The 11,961-nt window shown below is 50.7% G+C and carries 12 protein-coding genes; 4 read left to right on the forward strand and 8 right to left on the reverse strand.

The window, feature by feature from the left end; genetic code table 11:
* Window positions 1-6 precede the first annotated feature (6 nt).
* From mlaE to GQ52_RS03330, 6 genes are all read right to left on the reverse strand, one after another.
* Window positions 7-801 carry a lipid asymmetry maintenance ABC transporter permease subunit MlaE gene (mlaE, locus tag GQ52_RS03305; protein ID WP_019881170.1) on the reverse strand — a complete coding sequence of 265 codons (795 nt, stop codon included), beginning with the start codon at window positions 799-801 and terminating at the stop codon, window positions 7-9.
* Entirely contained in the window at window positions 801-1,604 is an 804-nt protein-coding gene (locus GQ52_RS03310; protein WP_019881169.1) for an ABC transporter ATP-binding protein, read from the reverse strand. Before GQ52_RS03310 ends, mlaE begins: the two co-directional genes overlap by 1 nt.
* Window positions 1,605-1,733: 129 nt before the next feature.
* Window positions 1,734-2,375, reverse strand: a complete 642-nt coding sequence (locus GQ52_RS03315) for a type II secretion system protein (protein WP_047515076.1) — start codon at window positions 2,373-2,375, stop codon at window positions 1,734-1,736.
* Between the two features lie 184 nt (window positions 2,376-2,559).
* Window positions 2,560-3,702, reverse strand: coding sequence for a c-type cytochrome biogenesis protein CcsB (ccsB, locus tag GQ52_RS03320; RefSeq protein WP_047515079.1), 1,143 nt, complete (start codon window positions 3,700-3,702; stop codon window positions 2,560-2,562).
* A 21-nt stretch (window positions 3,703-3,723) separates the two neighbouring features.
* The gene (locus GQ52_RS03325) at window positions 3,724-5,640 is read right to left on the reverse strand and encodes a cytochrome c biogenesis protein ResB (RefSeq protein ID WP_047515083.1); all 1,917 of its coding nucleotides are present in this window, start codon (window positions 5,638-5,640) and stop codon (window positions 3,724-3,726) included.
* Window positions 5,641-5,845: 205 nt separating this feature from the next.
* Entirely contained in the window at window positions 5,846-6,478 is a 633-nt protein-coding gene (locus GQ52_RS03330) for a cytochrome c (protein ID WP_019881165.1), read from the reverse strand.
* Window positions 6,479-6,586: 108 nt separating this feature from the next.
* Here GQ52_RS03330 and yihA point away from each other — a divergent pair, with 108 nt between their 5' ends.
* Window positions 6,587-7,222, forward strand: coding sequence for a ribosome biogenesis GTP-binding protein YihA/YsxC (gene yihA / locus GQ52_RS03335; protein ID WP_047515086.1), 636 nt, complete (start codon window positions 6,587-6,589; stop codon window positions 7,220-7,222).
* Window positions 7,223-7,267: 45 nt separating this feature from the next.
* Here the strand turns inward: yihA and trmB are convergent, their stop codons facing one another.
* Both trmB and GQ52_RS03345 read right to left on the reverse strand, forming a co-directional pair.
* A complete protein-coding gene (gene trmB / locus GQ52_RS03340; protein WP_047515091.1) occupies window positions 7,268-7,978 on the reverse strand; it encodes a tRNA (guanosine(46)-N7)-methyltransferase TrmB in 711 nt (236 codons plus the stop codon).
* 651 nt (window positions 7,979-8,629) lie between these two features.
* Window positions 8,630-9,799 carry a class I SAM-dependent methyltransferase gene (locus tag GQ52_RS03345; protein ID WP_047515094.1) on the reverse strand — a complete coding sequence of 390 codons (1,170 nt, stop codon included), beginning with the start codon at window positions 9,797-9,799 and terminating at the stop codon, window positions 8,630-8,632.
* A gap of 42 nt (window positions 9,800-9,841) precedes the next feature.
* Between GQ52_RS03345 and GQ52_RS03350 the strand changes: the two genes are divergently transcribed.
* The 3 genes from GQ52_RS03350 (at window position 9,842) to ttcA (ending at window position 11,929) form a co-directional block, all read left to right on the forward strand.
* A complete protein-coding gene (locus GQ52_RS03350) occupies window positions 9,842-10,594 on the forward strand; it encodes a pteridine reductase (protein ID WP_255360760.1) in 753 nt (250 codons plus the stop codon).
* Window positions 10,594-10,923: a hypothetical protein gene (locus tag GQ52_RS03355; protein WP_047515100.1), complete on the forward strand. Its 330-nt coding sequence runs from the start codon at window positions 10,594-10,596 to the stop codon at window positions 10,921-10,923. The genes GQ52_RS03350 and GQ52_RS03355 overlap by 1 nt, the downstream gene beginning before the upstream one ends.
* Before the next feature lie 64 nt (window positions 10,924-10,987).
* On the forward strand, window positions 10,988-11,929 hold the full coding sequence (gene ttcA, locus GQ52_RS03360) for a tRNA 2-thiocytidine(32) synthetase TtcA (protein WP_019881159.1): 942 nt from the start codon (window positions 10,988-10,990) through the stop codon (window positions 11,927-11,929).
* Window positions 11,930-11,961 lie beyond the last annotated feature (32 nt).

Below are 11,961 nucleotides of genomic sequence, written 5' to 3' on the forward strand. Positions count from 1 at the left end.
CAATTGCTAAACAGCAATCATGAACGACGTTAAGATAAAATCCAGCCCCAACACGGCCAGTGATGAAGTCACGACCGTTCTGGTCGTTGCACGGCTCACACCTTCCGCTGTTGGCGGTGCGTCATAGCCTTCAAACAAGGCAATCATGGTACATGCCACCCCAAACACCACACTTTTGAATACGCCATTCAAAATATCGAATTCCCAATCGACGTTGGCCTGCATTTGCGACCAGAATGCGCCTGCATCGACACCGATTAATGGCACAGCCACCAGGTAGCCACCCAAAATACCGACCATGGAAAATAAAGTTGCCAGCACTGGCATGGCAATCACACCAGCCCAGAAGCGTGGCGCAATCACGCGTGCAATCGGGCTCACCGCCATCATTTCCATGGCTGACAATTGCTCGGTGGCCTTCATCAAACCAATCTCTGCGGTAATCGCAGTGCCTGCACGGCCAGCGAACAACAGCGCGGTCACTACCGGACCGAGCTCGCGCACCAGTGCCAAGGCAACCAGCACACCAATGGCTTCCGAAGAACCATACTTTTGCAAAGTATGGTAACCCTGCAATGCCAGTACCATGCCGACAAAAAAGGCCGAAACGAGGATAATAATCAGCGACAATACACCGGTGAAATACACTTCACGGATGGTTAATCTAAAACGGCGGAAACTTTCACCGGAAGAAATCAGGGTCAGCCAGAACAAACGACCACCAGCACCCAGCCGCCAGATTTTATTGATGCAACCCGCGCCCAGTTTACTGAACAGGCGCTTCAATTTATGCAATACCATTAACGCGCACCTCTCAACAAACTGGCGTGATATTCAGGCGCCGCATAATGGAATGGCACTGGGCCATCTTTTTCACCATGCACAAACTGGTGCACAAACGGTAACTCGGAATTGCGCAAATCGTCTGGCGTGCCTTCAGCAGCAACCACACCATCTGCCACAAAATAAACATAATCAGCAAACTGGAAAGTTTCTTCCACATCGTGCGTCACGATAATTGAGGTAGCACCCAACGCATCATTCAGGCTGCGAATCAAATCACAAATCACCGCCATCGAAATCGGGTCTAAACCGGCAAACGGTTCGTCATACATAATAATACTGGGATCAAGCGCAATCGCGCGGGCCAGCGCAACACGCCGTGCCATGCCGCCAGAAAGCTCAGTTGGCATCAAGGCATGTGCGCCACGCAAACCGACCGCGTTCAACTTGAGCAACACCAGATCACGAATCATGCTTTCAGGTAAGTTGGTATGCTCGCGCATCGGGAAAGCCACATTTTCAAACACGGATAAATCCGTGAACAAGGCACCGTGTTGAAACAGCATGCCCATTTTGCGGCGTAAGCGGTAAATGCCTTCACGATTTTGTTGGTGCACAATCTCACCGCCAACCTGCACCTGGCCTTTGGTTGGCTTGAGTTGACCGCCAATCAGGCGTAGCAAAGTGGTCTTGCCACTGCCGCTACCGCCCATAATGGCAACCACCTTGCCTTTAGGAAAGGTCATATTGATGCCTTTATGCAACAATCGGCCTTTATACCCGAAAGACAGGTCTTGGATTTCTACAATTGCGTTTGCCATAGGAAGTGGGTGGTGTAAAACGGCTACCATTCTAAAACAGAATGTGTCTCAAACGTTGAATGTATCCGACATAAAACAAAAAGCCTGAAAATCCAGGCCTTTTGTTACAAATTTATGTTGTATTCTACACTAAAAACTCATGCAGACTAAATAAGCCGTACCGGCAGCCGGCGCGGCCACGCCCGTACCTGGCGTGCCATTCACCACGATGCGCATCACGCCGCTATTACCCACGCCATCATCCATCATGGTATCCAGCTGTAGCGCGTATCGCCCAAGAATGGCATCAGAACACATGGCGTGCGCAGTGTTAAAGGTGCCGCTAGTGACTGCCGTCAAGTCGGCAACACTGGTAACGCCCAACTGGCCGCCCTCACTATTGCGCGGCGGATATTGCGTCGTGTTAGCAATATCAGTAGTACCCGTTGCCAATCCCGCCAGTCTCAAGTGCTGCCATAGCAAAAATGACTCATCCGTGTTGGTGCTTGAATTCCAGCCACCTTGAATCAAGCCATTCTGCACCTGCCCATTGGTACTTGCATTCGTACCAGTGACATGGGTATCTGCCGAATGATCATCACCGGGCAAGGTACGGAACCTGTCCTGATATCCATAAAAGTAAGTGGGTATGTTTCTGAAATCACTGGCCAGACTTTTTACCTTGGCATTGGCAATCAGCTCCTGCCCTCGCATAACACCCGCGAGTAACAACCCTGCAATCACCAGCACAATGGCCAATTCAATCAAGCTAAATCCTAATTGCTTTTTCATTTTGAATCCTCCTGATACCGAATCATTGTAAGAAGTATTACCTTGCCGGCATCAGCATCCACTCGATGCCGACCGGATAATATTAACATTAATTAATAATTGTTAATATTATCCCAGAGAGAAATTTAAAAGAAAACGGGCAGATGCATATGCATCTGCCCGCGGATAAAGCAGCATTTAACAGCTATAGCGTGCCGTAGGAATGCAGGCCGCTGAGGAACATATTCACACCAAGGAAGGCAAAGGTCGTGACCAGCAAACCGACCAGCGCCCACCAGGCCAACACAGTGCCACGCAAGCCCTTCATTAAGCGCAGGTGCAACCAGGCGGCGTAATTCAGCCAGACAATCAGCGCCCAGGTTTCTTTCGGATCCCAGGACCAGTAACCACCCCAGGCTTCAGCTGCCCACATCGCGCCCAGAATGGTGGCAATGGTAAAGAAAGCGAAACCAACGGCAATCGCCTTGTACATCAAATCATCCAACACATGCAATCCTGGCAGGCGGCTGGCCAGCACGCCATGCTTTACCAGCAGATAAGCACCGGCCACCATGGCCGCCAGCGAGAATGCGCCGTAACCAATAAAGTTAGCCGGCACGTGTATCTTCATCCAGTAACTTTGCAAAGCAGGCACCAAGGGTTGAATCTCGTTGGCATGGCGGTCAAAGGTATACCAGAGGATAAAACCCACCGCAGCGTTAATCACCACCAGTACAAATCCGCCTAATTGACGCGTATTGAACAGTTTTTCGTAGTGCAAATACAGCAAAGAGGTAATCAGGCAAAACAGGATAAATACTTCATACAAATTGCTGATCGGGATATGGCCGACATCCGGCGCAATCAGGTAAGACTCATACCAGCGCACCATCAGGCCAACAAAACCAAACAAAGTGGCAGCCCAGGTAAGTGCGGAGGCAACTTTTGCCGTAAACGCCGACTTCTGGAACAGCGCCAGCCAATAGGTCAGCATGGCCAGCACAAATAACACGTTCATCCACATGACAGCAGACTGGCTGGCGAGCAAGAATTTAAGCAGGAATTGCTGACTCCCATTCGCCAGGTCGCCCTGATAGCTATAGACCCCGACTAGACTCAATACCGCAATCCCCAGTACCAGCCGCGCAATTGCCGACCAGCGCCAGCCCAGGTAACTGAACAAGGCCACCGCACCAAACAAAAAACTGACTTCATACACATCCATAAAGCCGGCATAACGCTGGTAAGAGAAAATGCCACCCGCCAGCAGCAGCACGGCGTAAACCCAATCGAACTTACTTAATGATTGCCAAAACGATGTTGGCTTTACTAATAATGATGTACTCATCGCATTCCCCTCTTCATTCCGTCAGGCAGTCGCTTGCAGCAGCGCAGCCAATTGCTGTTGCACACGTGCAAAATCCTGGTCCAGATCCATATTTTTACGGTTAGACGACATTGCCAGCAATACCTCTTGCTGTGCAGGTTTGATCAATAACCATAGACGACGTTCCTTAATATAGAACATGGAAAAAATACCCAGCACCAGCATCACCGAACCAAAATACACCCAGTTTTGACCAGGAGAACGTGTTAACTGAAAACCGCTGGCCTGTTTAAGTGTGTAATTCTTGAGCTGGAAATAATAGGGCGTGCCATAAAAGAACAAGTCATTCATAGCATTCAAGCTATCCTGGATAAACATCACCGTCTCCTGGGTTTCAGGTGCCGGTGGTAACTGGCGCTGTGCACGACTCATTTGATAGCCTTGCAATGCAGCCCGGTTGAGTAGTTTCAAATACGTTTGTGCTGCCTGCTCGCGCTGGTCTTTCGGCACTGCGCTTTCAATAATACGCGACAACTCACTGTACCCGCCTTGCTTGAACGTCACCAGCAAATGTTGCAGGCTTTGCTCAAACTGCGCCTTTAATGCGGCATTGTCACCCGGCATCTGCTTGGCCACCTGGCTAGCAATCTCACGTATCGTCTGCTCGTTACGCAGCGTCTGGCGCAAGTGCATAAAGCCGTTGATTTCCAATTCAGCATCCGCCGGAATGCGCAGGTACTTGAATTCATCCTGTACCGTCTCGCGCATACCAGAGACAAAATAAGCCCGGCCATCCAGTTGCAATGGCTGCATATAACTCATGTACTCGCGTGCCTGGCCGCTGGCATTACGTAACTTCAAGGTGGTATTAGGGCCCACATTATGTGGTTTGCCTTTACCATCGGCAGACAAGTTCAAAATATTAAACTGGCGGAATTCGTTAAACTCCACCGTCATTTTTTGTGCGCCGTCGCCTAACGAGCCTTTTTGCGACACCACCCCATCAATATCAAACCCGTCCTGGTTGCTGACGGCCAAATCCCATAATTTGAATTTGAGCTCCGAGCCACCATCCTGGAAGTCAGACTGATAAATGGCGATGCCTTTATAGGTATAAGGATGATTGACGCGTATCGTGGTTTCGATAGGTTTGCTCAACTCAGGATCGGTGATGACGATATCGCTCTCAAACGACTTCGGCATGCCGGTCGCATAATGCTCAATGCGGAAATCTTTCAGCGCCACAGTGAATGGCAGATCTTGTACCAGGTAGCCGTCACGCACACGCACAAAGGCCACATTGTCATGCTCGCCTTCCGGCAGCGTCATATTGGCTCGAAATGACAGGTTATTGACGCCCAAACGGCTTTCTGCCGGCACTTTGCGCGAAGAGATATCACGCGTTTCGATTTTCTTCCAGCCGAGCAGCTCTTGTACCTTGAATGGCAAATTACCATCCAGCAAACCGCCAAAACAAATGACGACAATCGCCGCATGGGTAAAAATATAGCCCAGGCGCTGGTGTGTACCTAGCTTCGCGGCGATCAATATATCGCCATTATCTTGCTGGCGTGTTTTAAAGCGATACCGCTCTATGCTTAAAAACTCACTTAATTGCGTTTGTAATGCCGCAGCTGGCTGCGTTGTCGCCAAACTGGCCTGATGACCAAACAAACGCAGCGATTTTTCAGTGGCGTGCTCTTTATATACTTGCCACTCTTTGACCATCAGTGGTGCATTACGGATGACACACAAGGTGGTCGATACCACTAGAAATAGTAGAATGAGTAAAAACCAGGCCGCATGATAGACATCCAGCAAACCCAGCATTTCAAACAATTCGAACCAGAACTGGCCAAATTTGACGATGTAATTGGTATAAGGCTCGTTTTGCTTGAGCACGGTACCAATAATCGAGGCCACACCCAACAGCGTCAACAGGCTCACAGCAAAGCGCATTGAGCTCAATAGCTCATACACACGCTGCGATAAGGAAATGGGAGCTTTCAAAACGATCTCTTTAAAATTGACTAGTTAAGGTTGGGCACGAGATGATCGCCATACAACGCAAGACGCGCAGTTGTGGACGACATCCACCGTAAAAGGTTGCATAGCCCTACAGTAAAAAAGGTGGCCGCAGCCACCTTTTTTCAATCAGCAACGACTAGCGCAGACCTTGAATGTAATCTGCAACTGCTTGCATCTCGGCATCGCTCATTTTTGCCGCGATGGTCATCATCATTGGCGCATTCGCGCGCTCACCGGTACGGAAAGTTCTCAGCTGTTGCAAGGTGTAGTCTGTGTGTTGCCCTGCCAAGCGTGGAAACTGTTTTGGCAAACCAGCCCCCGTCGCACCATGACAGGCCGCACAGGCAGGCACTTGGGTCGCCGCAATACCACCGCGGTAAATTTTCTCCCCTAAAGAACCCTTGCCATTGCTTTTTGATTTAGCCAGTTTAATGCTTTGGCTGGAGAAATATTTCGCCAGGCCTTCCATGTCTTCCTGGCTCAACGCCCCGGCCATACCGGCCATCACCGGGTTAGCACGCGTGCCATCTTTAAAGTTGCTCAACTGCTTGAGCAAATATTCTGGATGCTGGCCCGCCAATTTCGGGTTGGTGGTAATCACGCTGTTACCGTCGGCACCATGACAGGCCGCACACACGTTTTGCACAATTTTTTCCGGCCCATTCACCACTGGCGCGGCTTCTGCTGAAGCAGCTTCCTCAGCAAACACTGGCTGCACGCCCATGGCTAACAGCACAAACAATCCTGCTTTAAAACTCTTTAACATCATTCTATGCCCCAACATTTTTATTCTGCGCCATTTTATCAAACAAACCTTGTTCGTGATAGCATGCACAGCTGAATAGTCCATAAAACCTTGAGGCAACTCAACTCCATCATGCCAGTTTTTCAAAACGCCCGCTTTCACCTGTCGGCACATCATCTGCGTGACCTTCCGCCTGCCAGTGGCATCGAAGTCGCTTTTGCCGGACGCTCCAATGCGGGTAAATCCAGCGCATTAAACACCCTGGCCAACCATAACCGGCTGGCCTTTGTCAGTAAGCAGCCAGGCCGCACGCAACTGATTAACTTTTTCACGCTTGGCGACGACAAACACCTGGTCGATTTACCAGGCTACGGTTATGCCAAAGTGCCAGAGGCCATGCGCATGCACTGGCAAAATGTATTGTCACGCTACCTCAGCGAACGCCAAAGCCTGGCCGGATTAGTATTAGTGATGGACAGCCGCCATCCGCTCACACCGCTAGACAGGCAAATGCTGGACTGGTTTTGCCCTTCCGGTAAACCGGTGCATGTCCTGCTAACCAAAAGCGACAAATTATCACGCAGCGAATCCAGCATCTTGATCGGCAAAGTGCGCAAAGAATTGCAAGAAGGCTGGGGCGAAAAAATCACCGTGCAACTGTTCTCCAGCCTCAAGAAACAAGGCGTGGACGAAGCAGAAAAAGTACTAGGCGAATGGTTTTTCGGCAACGATGCCGACGCGCAGGACGAACAAGCTGCCAGTGAATAAAAAAAAGCAGACATCCGTCTGCTTTTTTATTTTACGCATCAGCCATTAAACCCGCTTAAACACCAAATCCCACACGCCGTGGCCTAACTTCAGGCCGCGATTCTCGAACTTGGTCAACGGGCGGTAAGACGGTTTTTCAGCATAATCTGTCGCTGTATTTTGCAGTTGCGTTTCGCCTTGCAATACTTCCAACACCCACTCGGCATACTCCTGCCAATCAGTCGCCACATGGATGTAAGCGCCCGCTTTCAATTTGGAGCATAACAACTGTACAAACCCCGCTTGAATCAAGCGGCGCTTATGGTGACGCTTCTTGTGCCACGGATCCGGGAAGAAAATATGCACACCATCCAGCGAAGCGTCCGCCAGCATATTCTGCAGCACCTCAACAGCATCATGCTGAATAATACGGATATTGCTGATATCACCTTCTTGCATCAACTTGAGCAGACTACCGACACCAGGCGTATGCACCTCTACCGCCAGGAAATCACAGTCGGGCAAGGTTTGTGCAATCTTTGCCGTGGCATCACCCATCCCAAAACCGATTTCGAGAATTTTTTTGCTCTCGGTGCGGCCAAACGCCTGACTCACATCCAGTGCTTGATCGGTATATTCAATACCGAATGTCGGCCAAGCCGTCTGCAAGGCCCGCTCCTGGCCTTTGGTCAAACGCCCCTGGCGTAAGACAAAACTGCGGATGCGGCGCTGGTAAGGCGCTTCGGAAGATTCTGGGGTTGGGTCGATTTCGGTCATGGGGCGCATTATACTTTAGAGCACATATTTTCTGCATATGGGGATTTGATACATAAGCCCTTTCGCCTTGTAGGCGAGTTACTTTTTTTGCTTGCCCCAAAAAAGTAACCAAAAAGAGGGCACCCAGCCATCACGGCCTAAAGGCTCCCTTGCGTTGCTCAACAAAATAAGCGGTCACGAAACTCGCCCTAGCAGCTTGCACATTACGCAAGCTGCCGCGGTGCTCAAACAGTCGCTCCCTCTACTCTTATTTTGTCTCCGCTACTCAGCGTGATGGGATGGGATTTGTCTCGCCAAACAACCATTAGTGAAAGTTTAACGGAAGCATAATTCCTCTGGTTTATTGATAACCACCAAGAATGGTTGCGCTCAGTTGGTGTTCGGGGTCCCCATCTGCCGCGCCGAGCAACGCAGGGTTGACGGGAGCAGTCGGCAAGCAACTGTTTGAGCTCCAAAGGAGCGAGTTTTTGATTGCCGCCCGGCAAGCCGAGTAGCGCAAGGAAACAGCGGAAGCTGGGGTGCACTTTCTTTTGGTTACTTGTTCTTTGTGCAAGCAAAGAAAAGTAACTCGCCGAAAAGGCGAAACAAAACGCCACTTAAAAGCACAAACTGAAGAATTACCTTCTTACCTCAATCCAATAACATAATCACTTACAACTGATGCCGCTTATCCCCCTGCAAAAATCCCATCAACGGCAATGTCAGCCCTTTACTCAACGCTAACACCTTAAACAACTCCCCCATCTCCGCCGGCGATAGCAACTTTTGCACTGCCGCCACCATAGGCAAATAGCGTGCACTCTCTTCTGGTGGCACCTGTTGCAGCAACTGCAAAATACCACAGTTGATTAAGAACTGCGCCTGGTTGGTATATCCCGCACACTCCAGCCCATGCGCCACCGCGGCTTCTGCCATCGCAGTAAAATCAACATGGGCAGTAATATCCTGCAGGCCGGGATAGATCAATGGATCATCATGCGCGTAATGCTGGTAATGACACATCAATGTCCCCTGCGCGCGCTGCGGATGGTAGTACTCACTTGCGGCAAACCCGTAGTCAGGCATCAATACCAGGCCACGCACCAACATGGTGGCAAGACTGGCAATCAAACCTTGCGCGGCCGGGCACACTTCGGTGATATACCCGTCAGGCAATTGGCGCGTATCAATTGCCGCCACCAGTGTCAGCTCTTGCAGCAGTTGTGTTTGCCACACTAATTGCTGATCAAACCCAATACCACGCTCCAACCACTGCCCTGCTCGCCATTCAACCACATGCACAGGAATGGCATCTAAGACCTCATTACCAACCACAACGCCGGCCAAAGCCTCTGGCAAGGTATCCAGCCACTGCAGGCGAGAATATAAGGCTGCTGGCAATATACTTTGCAGGTATTCTTGCTGCCGCTGTCGCAAGTTAGCGCTTACCTCAAGAATAAAATAATGCTGCGGTAGCTGCTCCAGCTCTGCCAGACGCAGCAGTAAGCCTGCCGCCAATTTACCCGTACCAGCCCCTAGTTCCAGCACATTGCCCGCAGTCGTCTGTAGCACCGGCGCGACCTGGTTGGCCAAGGCCTGTGCAAATAAGGGCGAAATTTCCGGCGCGGTGACAAAATCGCCACCAAGCCCGAACTTATTGGCATCGCCGCTGTAATAGCCTAGGTGGGGGGTATAAAGTGCCATCTGCATATAGTCGGCAAATGAAATCCAGCCGCCTTGCTGCTGCACCCGCTGCTGAATGTATGCCAGTAGTGTGTCGCTGTGTTGTTGCGCCGCGGCATCCAGTGCCGGTAATCGAGAAGAATTCGGTTGAGCAGTCATTCAGCCATTATAATGTGACCAGTCCAGAATAAAGAGACCACCGTGAATTCCCCTTCCGCTTCTAAAGTCATGCTGATTACCGGCGGTGCCAAACGTGTCGGCGCCGCCATCACCCGCGAGCTACACCGTCAAGGCGCCAATATTCTGTTGCATTACCACACCAGTGCAGACGAAGCGCTTGCCTTGCAAACAGAGCTCAATCAGGCGCGGCCTGACAGCGTGGTAATCGCACAAGCAAATTTGCTCGATATGCCCGCATTATCGCAACTGATCACCTATACCTTGCAACGCTTTGGCCGACTTGATGCGCTGATCAACAATGCTTCCAGTTATTACCCGACCAAACTCGGCCAGATAGATACCGCACAATGGGAAGAGCTGATGGGCAGTAACCTGAAAGCACCGCTATTTTTAAGCCAGGCGGCAGCGGATGCTTTGCGTGCCAGTCAGGGCTGCATCGTCAATATTACCGACATGCATATTGAGCGCCCGAAAAAGCACTATATTGTTTACAGTGCGGCCAAGGCTGGGCTGGTCAGCCTGACCAAATCTCTGGCGCAGGAGCTCGGCCCCGAGGTCAGGGTAAACGCCGTTGCCCCAGGCCCGGTGTTATGGCCAGATGATAATCAGGAGTTTGATGAGGTCTACCGCCAGCAAGTGATTAACCAAACCTTGCTCAAACGCACGGGCGAACCATCCGACATTGCCAAAGCGGTCAAATTCTTGATTTATGATGCGCCATTTATTACCGGCCATGTGCTGGCAGTCGATGGCGGACGCAATTTGAGTTTATAGTGGCCAAGAAAGCCCAGTCACAAACCATCACCATACACGCACAGGCGCCGCACAAACCCGCTTTGGGTGAAACGTGTAACGGCTGTGGCGTCTGTTGTGCCGCCGAGCCTTGCCCGGTCAGCCTGGCATTGTTGTGGCCACATCAGGCACCATGCCGGGCGCTGATTTGGAGTGACCAGACCCAGCGTTATTTATGTGGCATGGTCTGTGAACCGGCACGTTTTTTATGGTGGCTGCCAGAAAACATGAATGCATCGGCCAGCCGTTTATTCAAGCGCTGGATCGCGGCAGGAACAGCTTGTGATGCAGATGTTTCTTTATCCGAATAAAATCAACCAGAATAATCAAAGACTTAGCGTGACTTTACCTTGCTTTCGGCTATAATGCGCGCCTATGAAGACCAAACATTATCCAGACGACGTTAGCCAAAACTTCCTCAAACTGCGCAATCAGTTGATTAGCGCGACTGGCAAAGCTATTGGCGATTACAACATGATTGAAGAAGGTGACACCGTGCTGGTGTGCATGAGCGGCGGCAAGGATAGCCACGCCATGTTAATGATTTTGCTGGCCTTGCAGGAGCGCGCACCGATCAACTTCAAATTGATTGCGATGAACCTGGACCAGAAACAACCAGGCTTCCCGGCAGACATCTTGCCCGCCTACCTGGAAAAACTGGGCGTGGAGTACCGTATTGTAGAAGCGGACACTTACTCGATTGTGAAAGAAAAAATCCCCGAAGGTAAAACCACCTGTAGCCTGTGCTCACGCCTGCGTCGCGGCATTATTTATACGACCGCACAGCAATTGGGTGCCAATAAAATTGCCCTAGGCCACCACCGCGATGACATCGTGCAAACCTTGTTCCTCAATATGTTCTACGGCGCCAAAATGAAGGCCATGCCACCTAAACTGGCCACCAACCGCGGTGAGTTTATGGTGATCCGTCCATTGGCGTATTGTGCCGAAAAAGACATTGCCAGCTATGCGCGCGGCATGCAGTTCCCGATTATTCCGTGTGATTTGTGTGGCAGCCAGGAAAACCTGCAACGCCAGAAAATCAAGGATATGCTCAATAACTGGGAACGCGAACAACCGGGGCGCATCAATAATATCTTCCGTGCGATTGGCAATGTCGAGCCTTCACACCTGGCTGACTTTGACTTGTATGACTTCAAGCATCTGAGCCAGGCCAAGGAAGAAGACGAAGACCCGATGTTTGACCACGAAAAATTTGCCAGCAACGACATGGCATTGTCGATTGCCACTCAGGATGACAAACGCATCGAGTTTGCACGCAAACCATTCCCGATGACAGTCACCACTGAGGAATAACACAACGTTTTGATGCGGAAAGACCTTAATTG

This window comes from Methylophilus sp. Q8 (assembly GCF_000800115.1).
Taxonomy (GTDB): domain Bacteria; phylum Pseudomonadota; class Gammaproteobacteria; order Burkholderiales; family Methylophilaceae; genus Methylophilus.

Excerpts from the sequence above, each read along its gene's own strand:
- mlaE (WP_019881170.1), bottom strand. The coding sequence starts at position 801 with ATGGTATTGCATAAATTGAAGCGCCTGTTCAGTAAACTGGGCGCGGGT.
- GQ52_RS03310 (WP_019881169.1), bottom strand. The coding sequence starts at position 1,604 with ATGGCAAACGCAATTGTAGAAATCCAAGACCTGTCTTTCGGGTATAAA.
- GQ52_RS03315 (WP_047515076.1), bottom strand. The coding sequence starts at position 2,375 with ATGAAAAAGCAATTAGGATTTAGCTTGATTGAATTGGCCATTGTGCTG.
- ccsB (WP_047515079.1), bottom strand. The coding sequence starts at position 3,702 with ATGAGTACATCATTATTAGTAAAGCCAACATCGTTTTGGCAATCATTA.
- GQ52_RS03325 (WP_047515083.1), bottom strand. The coding sequence starts at position 5,640 with ATGCGCTTTGCTGTGAGCCTGTTGACGCTGTTGGGTGTGGCCTCGATT.
- GQ52_RS03330 (WP_019881165.1), bottom strand. The coding sequence starts at position 6,478 with ATGATGTTAAAGAGTTTTAAAGCAGGATTGTTTGTGCTGTTAGCCATG.
- yihA (WP_047515086.1), top strand. The coding sequence starts at position 6,587 with ATGCCAGTTTTTCAAAACGCCCGCTTTCACCTGTCGGCACATCATCTG.
- trmB (WP_047515091.1), bottom strand. The coding sequence starts at position 7,978 with ATGACCGAAATCGACCCAACCCCAGAATCTTCCGAAGCGCCTTACCAG.
- GQ52_RS03345 (WP_047515094.1), bottom strand. The coding sequence starts at position 9,799 with ATGACTGCTCAACCGAATTCTTCTCGATTACCGGCACTGGATGCCGCG.
- ttcA (WP_019881159.1), top strand. The coding sequence starts at position 10,988 with ATGAAGACCAAACATTATCCAGACGACGTTAGCCAAAACTTCCTCAAA.